The following is a 15536-nucleotide window of genomic DNA, read 5'->3' as shown; positions in this document are numbered from 1 at the left end:
GGGGTTCAGCGTATTAAAGTTTGCTAACCTGTCGTACCAATTCAAACAGGTTGTATGACTAATCAAAAGGGAACCCATTGTGAAAACACTAAATCGTCGCGATTTTCCCGGTGCACAGTATCCAGAACGTATCATTCAGTTTGGTGAAGGTAACTTCCTGCGTGCCTTTGTCGACTGGCAAATCGATCTCCTGAACGAGCACACCGATCTGAATTCTGGTGTGGTCGTAGTTCGTCCGATTGAAACTTCATTCCCGCCGTCACTGAGCACTCAGGATGGTCTGTACACCACCATCATTCGTGGTTTGAATGAGAAGGGCGAAGCGGTTAGCGATGCGCGTCTGATTCGTTCTGTTAATCGTGAAATCAGCGTCTACAGTGAATACGATGAATTCCTGAAACTGGCGCACAACCCGGAAATGCGCTTTGTTTTCTCTAACACCACCGAAGCAGGCATCAGCTACCATGCAGGCGACAAATTTGATGACGCCCCAGCGGTAAGCTATCCGGCAAAACTGACTCGCCTGTTGTTCGAACGTTTTAGCCATTTCAACGGTGCGCTGGATAAAGGTTGGATCATCATCCCGTGTGAACTGATCGACTATAACGGCGATGCGCTGCGTGAACTGGTTCTGCGCTACGCGCAGGAGTGGGCGCTACCAGAAGCATTTATTCAATGGCTGGATCAGGCTAACAGCTTCTGTTCAACGCTGGTGGACCGTATCGTTACCGGTTATCCGCGTGATGAAGTGGCGAAACTGGAAGAAGAACTGGGGTATCACGATGGTTTCCTCGATACCGCTGAACACTTTTACCTGTTTGTGATTCAGGGGCCGAAATCTTTAGCTTCAGAACTACGTCTGGACAAATATCCGCTCAACGTATTGATTGTAGACGATATTAAACCGTATAAAGAACGCAAAGTGGCAATCCTCAACGGTGCGCACACCGCGCTGGTGCCGGTGGCGTTCCAGGCAGGGCTGGATACCGTAGGTGAAGCGATGAACGATGCTGAAATTTGCGCATTCGTTGAAAAAGCCATCTACGAAGAAATTATTCCAGTACTGGATTTGCCACGTGATGAACTGGAATCTTTCGCCAGTGCGGTAACCGGGCGTTTCCGTAACCCGTACATTAAGCATCAGCTGCTTTCCATCGCGCTCAACGGTATGACCAAGTTCCGTACCCGAATTCTGCCGCAGTTGCTGGCAGGACAGAAGGCGAACGGTAAACTTCCGGCCCGACTGACCTTCGCGCTAGCGGCATTGATTGCATTCTATCGTGGAGAACGTAACGGGGAAGCGTATCCGGTACAGGATGATGCCCACTGGCTGGAACGCTATCAGCAACTCTGGAGCCAGCATCGTGACCGTATCATCGACACCCAGGAGCTGGTCGCTATTGTGCTGGCAGAAAAAGACCACTGGGAACAGGACCTGACGCAAGTGCCTGGCCTGGTCGAACTGGTTGCTAATGACCTGGATTCCATTCTGGAAAAAGGGATGCGTGAAGCTGTACGTCCGTTGTGCTAAATAGCTTCGTTATCTGAACCCGGTTTCGACCGGGTTTCTTATTTAGCTATTTTAGTTACAACATCCTATATTCTAATTATCATAACCAGGTGCCATATGTAGCACCTGTAAATGTTGTAGTCTTGTAGGTAATTTGTAAGTACTGTCTTGAGAATGTGATCGTAATCACGTTTAATAGGGCGACTTTTCCACGCCTGAAGATAACCATGATTGTTCGTCCACAACAACACTGGCTGCGCCGTATTTTTGTCTGGCACGGTTCAGTATTATCCAAGATATCCTCGCGCTTACTACTCAATTTTCTCTTTTCTATCGCTGTTATTTTCATGCTGCCCTGGTACACACATCTGGGCATCAAATTCACCCTCGCACCGTTCAGCATTCTTGGTGTCGCCATCGCCATCTTTCTGGGGTTTCGTAATAACGCTGGTTACGCCCGTTACGTTGAAGCGCGCAAACTTTGGGGGCAGTTGATGATTGCTTCACGGTCATTATTGCGTGAGGTAAAAACGACATTGCCGGATTCGGCAAGGGTAAGGGAGTTTGCCCGACTGCAAATCGCCTTCGCCCACTGTTTACGCATGACATTACGCAAACAACCACAGGCGGAAGTGCTGGCACATTATCTCAATGCCGAAGATCTTCAGCGTGTACTGGCTTCGAACTCTCCAGCTAACCGTATCTTGTTAATAATGGGGGAGTGGTTGGCGGTTCAGCGCCGCAATGGACGACTTTCGGACATTCTGTTTATTAGCCTCAACGATCGGCTTAATGATATTTCAGCGGTTCTGGCAGGCTGCGAGCGCATTGCCTATACGCCAATTCCCTTTGCCTACACCCTGATTTTGCATCGTACCGTTTATCTGTTTTGTATCATGCTGCCGTTCGCGCTGGTCGTGGACCTGCATTACATGACGCCTTTTATCTCTGTGCTGATTTCCTACACTTTTATTTCGCTGGATTGTCTGGCGGAAGAATTGGAAGATCCGTTCGGTACTGAAAACAATGATTTACCGCTGGATGCCATCTGCAACGCTATTGAAATTGACCTGTTACAGATGAACGATGAAGCAGAAATTCCAGCGAAAATTCTTCCCGATCGCCATTACCAGCTGACGTGATAATTACTCCGTACGTCGGGCAACAATAAACAGTCGCGGGAATGCCAGCAGTATCTGCCCGTTCTCTTGCAGTGGATACTGTTCTTCCAGCATCTGATGGTAGCGTGTAAGAAAATGCTGCTGTTCGCTCTCAGTCAGATCCTGCAACCACGGGCGTAATCCGGTTGCGGTCACCCAGTCAATAATCGCCTGGTGCGACGGCATCTGGTGATAGTAAGTGGTTCGCCAGATATCGACCTCACATCCGGCTTCGCTCAAAATATCGTAGTAAGCATGAACGCCAGCCAGCGGCTCACGCCCGCGATCTGGATAATTTTGTTCCCAGGCGACTTCGCGCATGAGCACATGGGTCGGCTCCAGCCAGTTATCTGGCATCTGTACTGCCAGCACGCCTTGCGGATTAAGTAAAGAAACCAGATGAGGAAACAATTCGTAGTGGTCGGGCAGCCATTGCAATGAGGCATTAGCAAAAATCAGATCGAGTCCCTGTTTCGGTTGCCAGGTGCGGATGTCTGCTTCCACAAACTGGCAGTCCGGCAAAGCACTGAGCGCTTCGGCAATCATCGCCGGAGACGAGTCGATGCCCGTTATCCTGGCCGCAGGCCAACGTTGATGCAGCAGGGCGGTGCTGTTACCTGGGCCACAGCCAAGATCGGCAACGTATTCGACATTTTCCAACGGCACTCTGGCAAGCAGCTCCACCGCCGGACGCGATCGTTCAGCGGCAAAGTGCAGATATAAAGAGGGGTTCCAGTCAGACATTTTTTTACTCCCGTCAGCGCGTTACCCCAATTGTAGATAAAACTGATGAATTCGCCTCACGGCATCAACCCATTGAACACACGTTTTTTACGCGGCCCGGTCATTAGCTCTTCAAGTTTCGCGACACAGGTTTTGTAGTGGGGCGTGGTTTTATGGAATGCCACTGCGTCTTCATCTTTATAGGCTTCGTAAATATAAAAGCGCGAATTCACTTCCGGGTCCTGTAAGACATCGAAGCGCAAATTACCTTCTTCCTGTACCGAGCCCAGGTGGTTCTGGCGAAAGACCTCGATAAACTCGTCAACCTTGTCTTCATGAACGTTAATTTCAACCAGTGTGACGTGCATAATTCTTCTCCTTAATCCGCAGTTACTGTTTTTCACTCAGATAAAGTTCATATGCCCGATCAGCCGTTTCGTTATGGTGTACCACCGCCTGTACGGCTTTCATCATCGCCACCGGATGGTCAGACTGGAAAATATTACGCCCCATATCCACACCAGATGCGCCCTGATTGATAGCCTGCCAGCACATTTCCAGCGCCTCGCGCTCTGGTAATTTTTTACCGCCAGCAATAACAATGGGTACCGGACATCCGGCAACAATCCGTTCAAAACCTTTATCGACATAATAGGTTTTGATAATTTGCGCCCCCATTTCAGCGGCGATTCGGGTCGCGAGCGAGAAATAACGCTGATCGCGCACCATATCTTTGCCCACGCCAGTGACTGCCATGGTCGGCATTCCCACTTTCATTCCAGCATCGACTAACTGAATAATATTTTTGATCGACTGATGTTCATATTCGCTGCCGATATAAACCTGCGCCGCCACTGCGCAACTGTTCAGGCGCACAGCGTCATCCATCGATAACGCTACTGCTTCATTACTTAATTCCGCCAGAATAGAGTTCGCACCTGACGCCCGCAGTACCACCGGCTTATTGGTCGCCGGGGGCACTACGCTGCGCAAAATACCGCGCGTACACATTAATACATCGGCATGTTCAAACAACGGGGCGATATTTATATCGATGCGTTCAAGTCCGGTAGTAGGCCCCTGAAAATAACCATGATCAAAGGCCAGCATCACGGTTTTACCCGTTTTCGGATTAAATATCCGCGATAAACGAGACTGCATTCCCCAGTCCAGTGCACCGCAACCTTTGAGGGTAAAAGGGATATTTTGTTGCGGTTGATCGGTGCGAAAATCTTTACCATCTTTAATATCGTCTAAATCTGCCATAACTTACTCCGGTTAAGTAATGCACATCAGAAATCGTATTTGCCGATATTTTCTTTATTGAAAACCACGCGCTCCGGTAACAGTACAATGCCATTACCATCCGCTTCGTAGTCATAGCCCTGAACGCTATTTGGCGAGACTTCCACCTGACCTACGCCCTCGATATCCAGCTTGTCGCCCGTTTTCATTGCACCTTTTTTCAATAATGCATCCGCGACATAAACTGAAATTTTGCCTTGCTGAACCACATCCCACAGGCCAAATTCTTTCACCGTGCCGCGCTCTACATACGGACGCATCACGTTTGGCGTGCTGAATCCCACAATCGCAACTTTGTCATTTTTGAGGTTTTCAGCGGCTTGCGCGGCGGCGGGCAGGGCGTTGGCGTCGGGGGCGATAATGACATCGAGATCGCTATAGGCTTTTAATATGCCTTCTGCGGTTTGTAACGATTTAGTGGCATCGTTATAGCCAAACTGCGTAGTGACAATTTCCCAGCCTGGATGCTCTTTGGCGATTTTCGCTTTCGCTTCTTTCACCCACTGGTTTTGGTCCGTAACGGTGGGGCTGGAGTAGAAAAACGCGACTTTGGCTTTATCTTTATTTACCTGGCGCGCCGCCATATCCACCAACATACCTCCTAACTGGGCGGGCGTTCCCTGATTAATGTAGTAGGAGCGGCACTCCGGTTTAGTATCAGAGTCCCAGGTCAGCACTCTCACACCACGTTGCATAGCGCGTTTCAGTGCCGGACACAAGCCATCAGGCGAAACCGCAGAAACGATAATGGCGTTATATCCCTGATTGACGAAGTTATTAATCAACTGTACCTGACCAGAAACACTGGGTTCTGTTGGCCCATCGTAGGTCACATCAACGCCCAGCTCTTTACCCGCTTGTTGTGCGCCGTTGCCACCGCTGGTAAAAAATCCCACGCCAACCAGTTTGGGAATAAATGCAATACGCTCTGCGGCCTGCACATTCATAGAGATTGCGGCAATGCCAAGGGCGCTAAGTAAGGCGATTTTCTTAAAGCGATGAAGTGTCATGAAGATATCCTTTATGGCAATGGGTTATTGGCCCGACGCGCCAGCCACTCTTTAATTTGCTGGCGATGCAGGCTAACGGAACGACCTACGACAACGACGATAAGTAGCGCACCGGAAAGGGCGCTGGACACCTGATTTGGCACTCCTGCCATTTGCAAACCTTGTTGCAAATATCCCACTAATAAAACCGCAATGGCGGTGCCGATAATGGAACCGGAACCACCATAAATATTGGCACCGCCAAGCACCACGGCGGTGATGGCGGGCATCAGAAACGATGCACCGAGATCGGAACGTGCTGAACCAAAATACGATACTAGCAGCACAGCGGCGACCGCAGACGCCAGCCCCGTCATGGCATAGAGCGCACATAAGGTGCGGTTAACTGGAATCGCGCTATAAAGCGCCACACGCGGGCTTTGCCCAATCAAAAACACGTTACGTCCGGCATGAGTTTTATGCAGCCACAGCCAGAAAACGAGGAGACATATCAGGAAGATAATCAGCGGAACGGGGAGTCCAAGCACATCCAGGTTAGCGAAATCTGTAAACGCCATCGGGAATCCACCAATACCTTCGTACCCCGTCGCTCCGGCCATCCCGGAAAGCAGCAGAGCGCTTCCGGCAAACAGATACAGCGTGCCAAGCGTAATCACCAGCGGGTTAACTTTGGTATAGATAATTAATCCGGCGTTAATCAGCCCGCACAATGCGCCGAGCAGAAAGGTCAGAAGAATCGCCAGCGGCATCGGCACACCACTTTGAAACAGTACGCCTAATGCAATGGCGCACAAGCCGATGGTCGAACCAAACGAAATATCGATCCCGCCACTGACAATCACCATCGTCAGCGGTAGGGCGACAATGCCAATGCAGATAAAGTCACTGGTGCTGAACAGCAACATATTGAGATCTAACATCCGTGGGTTAATTGCACCAAATGCGACAATCTCAATAACGAGCAGTGCGGCAAGGGCCAGTTCCCAACCGTAGCGAATACGCATTACACGGCCTCCCGTTTTTTACCTGACGAAGCGGGTTTAACGGATGGCGGTGGCGTCATAAAGCGGGCATATTTTTGCCGCCGCAGATTACGTTCCAGCGCACAACGCAGTCGCCCATCAAACACCAGCACGGCCAGCAGCACGAGGCCCGCGATAAAATCGTTCCACCATGCCGGAATGCGCAACAGCACAAGTACGCTATCGATCTGCGTCAGGAACCAGGCACCGAGTACCGCACCGATGATCGCACCGGAACCGCCGAGCAAACTAATGCCGCCCAGCACGCAGGCTGCAATCGCTTTCATCTCCAGCCCGGTACCGGTCTGGTTGGGGATAAAACCGATCTGCGAAGCAAACACAATCCCCGCCAGTGCCGCCATGCAGCCGTTCAACGAAAATGCCACAATCCTAATGGCTTCCGTACGAACGCCCAGTTGACGAGCGCCCTGCAAATTATCGCCCGTGGCATAAAAACTGCGTCCAAACGCCGTCTTCGCCAGCAGCCAGGCCATAAATGCCACCAGAATTATCGTCAACCAACCAATCGCGGAAACGCCAAACAGTAGCGGGGCGGAGAGTTGTTTCAGTTCGGCGGGTAACCCTTCAATCCATTTTCCGCCAGTCCACAGCAGCATGATGCCTCTGTACAACCCTAATGTACCGAGCGTGGCGACAATGGCTGGGATCTTTAGCCACGCGACCAGGACTCCGTTGAAAAATCCCGCGAGCAAGCCGAGCAGTAGCGTCGCGACACAAGCAACAGGCAGTGAATACCCGGCGTTCAGTAATATCCCCAACAGCACCGCGCACATACCCGTAATTGAGCCTACCGAAACATCAATATTGCGCGTCAGCATCACCAGCGTCGCGCCCATTGCCAGCAGGATCAGGATTTGTGCGCTGCTATAAACCATGGTCAGCGTTTGCAGACTTAAATACTGACGGTCGAGAAAACCGGGTAATACAAACAGCAGCACCACCGCCAGCAGTGCCGTGATTTCACGGTTGTTCTGAATAAACTTCAGCATGACGCCTCCTGACGCTGACTATCGCCGAAGGCAACGCGCATAATGGTCTCGACATTAATATCGCGCCCGGTCAGTGCCGAGTGGGTAATTTCACCCTGATGCATCACATACACGCGGTCAGCCATCAGTTCGATCTCTTCCAGATCGGAGGAGATAAGCAGCACGGCCACATTTTGTGCGGCGATGCTGCGCAACAGCTGGTAGATATCATTACGCGCCGAGACATCCACGCCGCGCGTCGGCTCATCGACAATCAATACTTGCGGCGAAGCTTCCAGGCATTTGGCAATCAGGATTTTTTGCTGGTTGCCACCGGATAATGTCCGTGCAGCTTGTTCCGGTTGGTTAAATTTAATATTCAGCGCGCGACGATATCGCTCCAGTGTGGCGTTATCTTTCGCGGTTTTTGCCCAGAATCCGCGTTGATTATGGGTGAGGGCGCAGACGTTCCACGCCAGCGAAGCATCGAGATTCAATCCTGAGGACTGGCGATCTTCTGGTAGATAAACCAGACCGCGATGCAAACGTTCTCCGGTAGATAATTTATTGATCTCTTTACCATTCAATATGATGCGCCCGCCACGAAAAGGCCGCAGACCATACAACGTTTCTGCCAGTTCAGTGCGCCCGGCCCCCACTAGCCCAGCCAGGCCAAGAATTTCTCCGGCATTAAGCGTAAAACTGACATTCATAAAACCTTCGCCAGTCAGATTTTCCAGCGCCAGTACCGATGTTCCGGCTGCATGTTGTGGGCGATTACCGGGCAACTCCAGCCATAACTTTTGACTGGCTGAAAGAGATTTTTCCCGCGTTGCTGGCGTAATGGCCTGAATGATGTCGTCGGTAGACAGCTCGCTGGTTCTGCCACTTAACGCAATAGTTCCGTCGCGCATCACGCTAATACGATCGGCAATCTGGCGAATTTCCGGCAGCTTATGTGAGATAAAAACAATACCCACGCCAGTGGCGAGTAGTTCCCGCAAACGGCCAAACAAGCGTTCGGTTTCCGCAGGGGTAAGCGACGCTGTAGGTTCATCGAGAATAAGAATTTGCGAATCGCGCATCAGACCGCGCAGGATTTCCACCATTTGGCGGTCGGCAACATCCAGTGAGCCCGCCAGACTATGGAGATCAAACTGGCAGCCCAGCGCCGCCAGCAAGTTCTTCATTTTCTGCATAGAGAGCTGTTTTTTTGCCAGACCAAACAGGATGTTTTCTTTTATCGACAGGCTTGGGAAAAGCAGCGGTTCCTGGGGAACGAGATAAATACCCAACTGATGAGCATGAACTGGCGTTAATCTGGTGTAGTTGTTGCCACCAACCTCCAGCGTGCCGCTATCAGCGGGGGTAATACCGGCGATGATTTTCATTAGCGTCGATTTACCCGCACCGTTACCGCCGAGCAGGGCGTGAACTTCCCCCTGATGCAACGTAAAATCGATGCCTTTCAGGACATTAACCCCTGAATACTGTTTATAAACCGAGCGGGCGCAAAGTAGCGGTAACGCGCGGGTATCACTCGTTTGCATATTTTCCCCCGTTCAGTTTTGCAGGTGAGTTTTGAACAAATGTAATTCTGCTTTTAATTTGTTCATAACCTTAGGTGGACATTGCACATATTTCCGACGAATAGATCACAATTTATGCTATTTTGATTTTCATGGTTGCGTTTGTTCATACTCGTTAGTCAAACTGTGGTTGCTATCACAGATATAAATGCGCAAGAACTGAACAATTGCATTAAAGATTTAAATATGTTCAAAGTGAAGAATGAATTATGACAATCAACGATTCGGCAATTTCAGAACAGGGAATGTGCGAAGAAGAACAGGTCGCGCGGATCGCGTGGTTTTACTATCACGACGGGCTGACCCAGAGCGAGATTAGCGATCGCCTCGGGCTAACGCGTTTGAAAGTGTCGCGGTTACTGGAGAAAGGGCACCAGTCCGGCATCATTCGCGTGCAGATTAATTCTCGCTTTGAAGGCTGTCTGGAATATGAAACGCAATTACGTCGCCAGTTTTCATTACAGCATGTGCGGGTGATCCCTGGACTCGCAGATGCTGATGTCGGCGGGCGCTTAGGAATCGGCGCAGCACACATGTTGATGGGATTGCTCCAGCCACAGCAAATGCTGGCGATTGGCTTTGGCGAGGCAACGATGAACACGCTTCAACGCTTAAGTGGTTTTATTTCGTCACAGCAAATCCGCCTGGTCACGCTCTCCGGTGGCGTCGGCTCTTATATGACAGGTATCGGGCAACTTAACGCAGCGTGCAGCGTCAACATCATTCCGGCGCCATTACGGGCATCTTCGGCTGAAATTGCCCGAACGCTGAAAAATGAAAACTGCGTCAAAGATGTCCTTTTAGCCGCGCAAGCTGCGGATGTGGCAATTGTCGGCATTGGCGCCGTGAATCAAAAAGAGGATGCGACGATTATTCGCTCCGGTTATATCAGCCAGGGCGAACAGTTAATGATTGGTCGAAAAGGGGCCATTGGCGATATTTTAGGTTACTTTTTTGACGCTAAAGGTGACGTTGTCACGGATATCAAAATACATAACGAACTGATTGGCTTACCTTTAACCGCGATGACAACCATTCCAATTAGAGTAGGTGTCGCAGGGGGCGAAAATAAAGCCGAAGCGATCGCCGCTGCGATGAAAGGCGGCTACATCAACGCGCTGGTTACCGACCAGGATACTGCCGCTGCGATTTTACGTGGTTAATTTAGCATCACCTTATTACCGGGAACGATGGAGAACGTATAGAGGAACAGACAGAACGCTTAAGCCGAGGACAATCTAATGGCTCGACTCTTTACCCCTTCAGAATCAAAGCATTACCTGATGGCGCTGGACGCAGGCACCGGAAGTATTCGGGCTGTGATTTTCGACCTGGAAGGCAATCAAATCGCGGTAGGACAGGCGGAGTGGCGGCATCTGGCAGTACCTGATGTTCCCGGTTCAATGGAATTTGATCTGAATAAGAACTGGCAACTGGCGTGCGAATGTATGCGCCAGGCGTTACATAATTCTGGTATCGCGCCGGAATATATTGCTGCCGTTGCGGCATGTTCGATGCGCGAAGGCATTGTTTTATATAACAATGAAGGAACACCGATCTGGGCCTGCGCCAATGTGGATGCCAGAGCGGCGCGGGAAGTCTGCGAACTAAAAGAACTGCATAACAATACCTTTGAAAACGAAGTGTATCGCGCGACCGGACAAACGCTGGCTTTAAGCGCCATCCCCAGATTACTTTGGCTGGCGCATCATCGTTCTGATATCTACCGACAGGCGTCGACCATCACCATGATCAGCGACTGGCTGGCCTATATGTTAAGTGGGGAACTGGCAGTCGATCCGTCTAACGCTGGCACCACGGGACTTCTCGATCTAACCACCCGTGACTGGAAACCTGCATTGCTGGATATGGCCGGACTGCGGGCTGATATTCTTTCTCCTGTCAAAGAAACCGGCACATTGCTGGGCGTGGTAAGTTCACAAGCTGCGGAACTTTGCGGCCTGAAGGCTGGCACTCCGGTGGTCGTGGGAGGAGGGGACGTGCAACTCGGTTGTCTTGGATTAGGCGTTGTGCGTCCGGCACAAACCGCTGTTCTTGGCGGCACATTCTGGCAGCAAGTTGTAAACTTAGCCGCGCCGGTAACCGATCCAGAAATGAACGTGCGCGTTAATCCCCATGTTGTTCCTGGCATGGTACAAGCTGAATCTATTAGCTTTTTTACCGGACTCACCATGCGCTGGTTTCGCGATGCCTTTTGTGCCGAAGAAAAACTGATTGCCGAACGTTTAGGTATCGACACCTATACGCTGCTGGAAGAGATGGCCAGTCGGGTGCCGCCTGGGTCGTGGGGCGTGATGCCGATATTCTCCGACAGAATGCGCTTTAAAACCTGGTATCACGCTGCGCCTTCCTTTATTAACTTGTCCATTGACCCGGATAAATGTAACAAAGCGACATTGTTCCGTGCGCTGGAAGAAAATGCGGCGATTGTATCAGCGTGTAACTTGCAGCAAATTGCTGATTTTTCGAATATTCATCCCACATCGTTGGTCTTTGCAGGCGGAGGTTCAAAAGGGAAATTATGGAGTCAAATTCTCGCTGATGTCGCGGGATTACCCGTTAATATTCCGGTGGTCAAAGAAGCCACCGCATTAGGATGTGCCATTGCAGCTGGCGTCGGTGCCGGGATTTATTCATCAATGGCAGAAACTGGAGAACGTCTTGTACGCTGGGAACGAACGCATACACCAGACCCGGAAAAGCATGAACTTTATCAAGATTCACGCGATAAGTGGCAGGCTGTATATCAGGATCAACTGGGGCTGGTTGATCACGGACTGACGACATCGTTATGGAAAGCGCCTGGGTTATAGTTTTATTGACAGCCACATCCTGATAACCGTGGCTGTTAATTTTTGAGTATCGGTATTCCTATTTCTTTTTAACCGGCGCATCAGCGCCGTTTTTTTAAATTCTCCCTTTTATCCGCGATCGCGGATATCGCAGCATTTATCCCGTATAGCGGATAAAATGCGTTTACAGATTGACTTTATCCTCACTAAGGGATAAAACTGACAATATCCCCTTAAGCGGATAAACTTTCTGTGGACGTATGGCATGATAAGCTTTCCGATGATCTATAGCCCAACGCAATTAGCGAATGCAATGAAACTGGTTCGTCAGCAAAATGGCTGGACGCAGAGCGAGCTGGCGAAAAAAATAGGCATTAAGCAGGCGACGATTTCGAATTTCGAGAATAATCCCGATAACACCACGCTGACGACATTTTTTAAGATATTACAGTCACTTGAACTCTCAATGACGCTATGCGACACGAAAAACGCTGCGCCAGAATCAACAGAACAGCAAGACCTGGAGTGGTAATGCCTAAACTTGTCACTTGGATGAACAACCAGCGGGTAGGCGAGTTAACCAAGTTGGCCAATGGCGCGCACACTTTTAGGTATGCGCCGGAGTGGTTAGCCAACCGTTATGCCAGGCCGTTGTCGCTATCGCTGCCATTGCAGAAGGGGAATATCACCTCTGATGCCGTGTTTAACTTCTTCGATAACCTGTTACCCGATAGCCCGGTTGTACGCGACCGGATCGTTAAACGTTATCATGCTAAATCCAGACAACCGTTTGATTTATTGTCAGAAATAGGGCGAGACAGCGTTGGCGCCGTGACGTTATTACCAGAAGATGAAACCGTAACGCACCCGATAATGGCATGGGAAAAGCTTACTGACGCCAGACTTGAAGAAGTATTAACGGCTTATAAAGCAGATATTCCGCTAGGCATGATAAGAGAAGAAAATGACTTTCGCATCTCGGTTGCTGGCGCGCAGGAGAAGACCGCGCTGCTCAGAATGGGCAATGACTGGTGCATTCCGAAAGGAATAACGCCGACGACGCATATCATTAAATTACCGATTGGTGAAATCAGGCAGCCCAACGCGACGCTCGATCTCAGTCAAAGCGTGGATAATGAATATTACTGTCTGCTGCTGGCGAAAGAACTCGGGTTGAATGTTCCGGACGCAGAAATCATAAAAGCGGGTAGAGTGCGCGCGTTAGCGGTCGAACGCTTTGACAGGCGCTGGAATACTGAACGAACGGTTTTACTTCGCTTGCCACAGGAGGATATGTGTCAGACATTCGGTTTACCTTCATCGGTGAAATATGAATCTGACGGAGGCCCAGGTATCGCGCGGATTATGGCGTTTTTAATGGGGTCCAGCGAGGCGCTTCGCGATCGTTATGATTTTATGAAATTCCAGGTATTCCAGTGGTTGATTGGCGCGACGGACGGCCATGCGAAAAATTTTTCAGTTTTTATCCAGGCCGGTGGTAGTTATCGACTCACGCCATTTTACGACATCATTTCAGCATTTCCGGTATTGGGTGGCGCGGGAATACACATCAGCGATCTCAAACTGGCAATGGGGCTTAACGCATCCAAAGGCAGAAAAACGGCAATCGATAAAATTTATCCGCGACATTTTTTGGCGACAGCAAAGGCGCTGAAATTCCCGGAAGTGCAGATGCATGAAATCCTTAGTGACTTTGCCAGAATGACTCCCGCAGCACTGGATAACGTGAAGACTTCATTACCGGCAGATTTTTCGGAGAATGTGGTGACGGCAATTGAAACCAATGTGTTGAGGTTGCACGGTCGGTTAAGCCGAGAATACGGAATTAAGTGAGATGTGGGTTTTGATCGTGGCTAATGAGCAGGACAATCATGACCGCTAAAGACTGGATTTTCCCTTTGTTTATGTTTGTCTGGGCTGTTTTTAAAGGTCCGCTTTGCAGCTAAATTAAGATGTCCGCATGTGGGTTATATTTCAGCTTTTACCAAAGATTTCTTCGCTTCTTGTCTGGAGTTGCTGCAGGGCTTCCAGCATGTCGTCCTGATTCAGGCTTCGTTGTGATTTCTTTCCGGGCTGTTTCTTTCTGCGTGAGGTCTGGCCGTCCAGTGATGGCAGAGCCTGCGAACGGGTGTTGTCACGTTTGTCCTGAACCAGTTTTATCATCTCCAGTGCTCGTCCCAGTCGCTTGTTGTCGACTATGGCGCCCTGGTCCAGTTCTCCCAGACGGTCATAGGTTATGAAGGGCAGGGAAGTACCATTAGCCCGGAGTTCGATAGTGCCATCCGGATACTGCCAGACATCAATGTATTTACCCTGAAAACGCCGGTTTTCCTCATTATCTTCAAGGAGATAAAGCTTCTTATCATACTGTAGTGTCAGGTTTTTTGAGACCTTACGTTGTTCACGCCAGGTGAATATTGCCTCCAGATTCTCATTATTCTCAAGCGGACGGTGAACGTCGAAATCATGACGAGGCGGCTTTGCAAACCGGCGGTTGTAGTCAGCCATGAACTCTTCGACAAAGGCGTTTGCAGCCTCAGGTGTACTGATACCACGGAGCCGCAACTCCTTGACCAGGCGATCCTGTAACGTGAGGTGCGCCCGTTCAACGCGGCCCTTGGCTGAACTGGTGTTGGCACAGATACCGGTGATGTTCAGCTCGTTCATGGCTCGACCGAACTGAGTCTGACCATCGCCACCAGTGGCCTGTTTGTTGTTAATCCTGAAAACGCTGGCTTTGTCGCTGTAAAACGCCAGAGGCTTACCGTAGCGCTCGAGATAGCCCCGGGTGGCTTCAAAATAGGTGAAAGTAGACTCGGAACTAACAAACAGAAGTTGCATCAGCCGGCTCGTTGCATCATCAACGTAAACGAGAAGTGTGCAGGCCGGGCCTCGCTCCTCGAACCAGCGATGCTCGCAGCCATCAATCTGGATCAGCTCTCCGGTACAGGCACGTCGCGGACGTGGCTGATGTACACGCGGTGGCCGTAACTTGCGGGGGATCCATAAACCAGCCTGTATCATCAGCTTGCGTACTGTTTCTTTGGCCAGATACAGACCATGGAGTTCGGCGAGCTTCTCACAGGCTAACGTCGGACCAAAATCAGCGTAGCGTTCACGGATAATAAGCAGTGCACGCTCAGCGAGGCCCGGCATCAGTTGCCGATTACCTGGCTGCCCACGGCGACGATTTACCAGCGAAAGTGGTCCGTGTTCGCGGTAACGTTCAAGCAGACGGCGGCAGTGTCTGTCAGAAATCTCCAGCCGGCTGGCTGCGAGACGTGTAGTGAGGCGTCGGTCGATAACGTCCTGGAGGATCCTGAGTCGGTTTACATCGTTCATTGAGAAAAACTCCGTTCCGTATGCCGTCATGAGTCCCATCCTTTGAAAGCAG

General features: G+C 50.4%; 14 protein-coding genes. 6 read left to right on the top strand and 8 right to left on the bottom strand.

All coding sequences use genetic code 11. The features are described 5' to 3' along the window. Positions 1 to 79 precede the first annotated feature (79 nt). On the top strand, positions 80 to 1531 hold the full coding sequence (uxaB, locus tag FEK47_RS00735; RefSeq protein WP_130219107.1) for a tagaturonate reductase: 1452 nt from the start codon (positions 80 to 82) through the stop codon (positions 1529 to 1531). A 206-nt stretch (positions 1532 to 1737) separates the two neighbouring features. Next, a complete protein-coding gene (locus FEK47_RS00730; protein WP_135487766.1) occupies positions 1738 to 2652 on the top strand; it encodes a bestrophin family protein in 915 nt (304 codons plus the stop codon). Positions 2653 to 2655: 3 nt separating this feature from the next. On the opposite strand, the gene tam is transcribed toward FEK47_RS00730, so the two are convergent. The 7 genes from tam to lsrA are packed head-to-tail and all read right to left on the bottom strand — an operon-like array spanning position 2656 to position 9269. Further along, the gene (gene tam, locus FEK47_RS00725) at positions 2656 to 3414 is read right to left on the bottom strand and encodes a trans-aconitate 2-methyltransferase (RefSeq protein ID WP_135487767.1); all 759 of its coding nucleotides are present in this window, start codon (positions 3412 to 3414) and stop codon (positions 2656 to 2658) included. A gap of 56 nt (positions 3415 to 3470) precedes the next feature. After that, complete coding sequence (lsrG, locus tag FEK47_RS00720; protein WP_138183068.1) at positions 3471 to 3761, bottom strand: (4S)-4-hydroxy-5-phosphonooxypentane-2,3-dione isomerase; 291 nt, start codon at positions 3759 to 3761, stop codon at positions 3471 to 3473. 22 nt (positions 3762 to 3783) lie between these two features. Further along, a complete protein-coding gene (lsrF, locus tag FEK47_RS00715; protein WP_000774182.1) occupies positions 3784 to 4659 on the bottom strand; it encodes a 3-hydroxy-5-phosphonooxypentane-2,4-dione thiolase in 876 nt (291 codons plus the stop codon). A gap of 26 nt (positions 4660 to 4685) precedes the next feature. Beyond that, on the bottom strand, positions 4686 to 5708 hold the full coding sequence (gene lsrB / locus FEK47_RS00710) for an autoinducer 2 ABC transporter substrate-binding protein LsrB (RefSeq protein WP_135487769.1): 1023 nt from the start codon (positions 5706 to 5708) through the stop codon (positions 4686 to 4688). Between the two features lie 11 nt (positions 5709 to 5719). After that, the gene (lsrD, locus tag FEK47_RS00705) at positions 5720 to 6712 is read right to left on the bottom strand and encodes an autoinducer 2 ABC transporter permease LsrD (RefSeq protein ID WP_105288422.1); all 993 of its coding nucleotides are present in this window, start codon (positions 6710 to 6712) and stop codon (positions 5720 to 5722) included. Further along, positions 6712 to 7740: an autoinducer 2 ABC transporter permease LsrC gene (gene lsrC / locus FEK47_RS00700; protein ID WP_130219116.1), complete on the bottom strand. Its 1029-nt coding sequence runs from the start codon at positions 7738 to 7740 to the stop codon at positions 6712 to 6714. The genes lsrD and lsrC overlap by 1 nt, the downstream gene beginning before the upstream one ends. Next, positions 7734 to 9269 carry an autoinducer 2 ABC transporter ATP-binding protein LsrA gene (lsrA, locus tag FEK47_RS00695; RefSeq protein WP_135487770.1) on the bottom strand — a complete coding sequence of 512 codons (1536 nt, stop codon included), beginning with the start codon at positions 9267 to 9269 and terminating at the stop codon, positions 7734 to 7736. The genes lsrC and lsrA overlap by 7 nt, the downstream gene beginning before the upstream one ends. A 248-nt stretch (positions 9270 to 9517) precedes the next feature. Between lsrA and lsrR the strand changes: the two genes are divergently transcribed. From lsrR to hipA, 4 genes are all read left to right on the top strand, one after another. After that, the gene (gene lsrR, locus FEK47_RS00690; RefSeq protein ID WP_130258990.1) at positions 9518 to 10471 is read left to right on the top strand and encodes a transcriptional regulator LsrR; all 954 of its coding nucleotides are present in this window, start codon (positions 9518 to 9520) and stop codon (positions 10469 to 10471) included. A 78-nt stretch (positions 10472 to 10549) separates the two neighbouring features. After that, positions 10550 to 12142 (top strand): autoinducer-2 kinase, encoded by a 1593-nt coding sequence (gene lsrK / locus FEK47_RS00685; protein ID WP_135487771.1) that lies wholly within the window; start codon positions 10550 to 10552, stop codon positions 12140 to 12142. A gap of 244 nt (positions 12143 to 12386) precedes the next feature. Next, a complete protein-coding gene (gene hipB / locus FEK47_RS00680; RefSeq protein ID WP_130219125.1) occupies positions 12387 to 12653 on the top strand; it encodes a type II toxin-antitoxin system antitoxin HipB in 267 nt (88 codons plus the stop codon). Next, a complete protein-coding gene (hipA, locus tag FEK47_RS00675; protein WP_138183067.1) occupies positions 12653 to 13975 on the top strand; it encodes a type II toxin-antitoxin system serine/threonine protein kinase toxin HipA in 1323 nt (440 codons plus the stop codon). Before hipB ends, hipA begins: the two co-directional genes overlap by 1 nt. A 141-nt stretch (positions 13976 to 14116) precedes the next feature. Here the strand turns inward: hipA and FEK47_RS00670 are convergent, their stop codons facing one another. Then, a complete protein-coding gene (locus tag FEK47_RS00670; RefSeq protein ID WP_089644703.1) occupies positions 14117 to 15514 on the bottom strand; it encodes an ISNCY family transposase in 1398 nt (465 codons plus the stop codon). Positions 15515 to 15536 lie beyond the last annotated feature (22 nt).

It is taken from the genome of Escherichia sp. E3659 (assembly GCF_005781135.1).
Taxonomy (GTDB): domain Bacteria; phylum Pseudomonadota; class Gammaproteobacteria; order Enterobacterales; family Enterobacteriaceae; genus Escherichia.
The sequence above is the reverse complement of the archived record's forward strand: the minus strand, read 5'-3'. Positions and strand labels throughout refer to the sequence as shown.

Bases quoted from the DNA above. Each gene is read 5' to 3' on its own strand.
- FEK47_RS00730 (WP_135487766.1), top strand. From the start codon at position 1,738: ATGATTGTTCGTCCACAACAACACTGGCTGCGCCGTATTTTTGTCTGG.
- tam (WP_135487767.1), bottom strand. From the start codon at position 3,414: ATGTCTGACTGGAACCCCTCTTTATATCTGCACTTTGCCGCTGAACGA.
- lsrG (WP_138183068.1), bottom strand. From the start codon at position 3,761: ATGCACGTCACACTGGTTGAAATTAACGTTCATGAAGACAAGGTTGAC.
- lsrF (WP_000774182.1), bottom strand. From the start codon at position 4,659: ATGGCAGATTTAGACGATATTAAAGATGGTAAAGATTTTCGCACCGAT.
- lsrB (WP_135487769.1), bottom strand. From the start codon at position 5,708: ATGACACTTCATCGCTTTAAGAAAATCGCCTTACTTAGCGCCCTTGGC.
- lsrD (WP_105288422.1), bottom strand. From the start codon at position 6,712: ATGCGTATTCGCTACGGTTGGGAACTGGCCCTTGCCGCACTGCTCGTT.
- lsrC (WP_130219116.1), bottom strand. From the start codon at position 7,740: ATGCTGAAGTTTATTCAGAACAACCGTGAAATCACGGCACTGCTGGCG.
- lsrA (WP_135487770.1), bottom strand. From the start codon at position 9,269: ATGCAAACGAGTGATACCCGCGCGTTACCGCTACTTTGCGCCCGCTCG.
- lsrR (WP_130258990.1), top strand. From the start codon at position 9,518: ATGACAATCAACGATTCGGCAATTTCAGAACAGGGAATGTGCGAAGAA.
- lsrK (WP_135487771.1), top strand. From the start codon at position 10,550: ATGGCTCGACTCTTTACCCCTTCAGAATCAAAGCATTACCTGATGGCG.
- hipB (WP_130219125.1), top strand. From the start codon at position 12,387: ATGATAAGCTTTCCGATGATCTATAGCCCAACGCAATTAGCGAATGCA.
- hipA (WP_138183067.1), top strand. From the start codon at position 12,653: ATGCCTAAACTTGTCACTTGGATGAACAACCAGCGGGTAGGCGAGTTA.
- FEK47_RS00670 (WP_089644703.1), bottom strand. From the start codon at position 15,514: ATGACGGCATACGGAACGGAGTTTTTCTCAATGAACGATGTAAACCGA.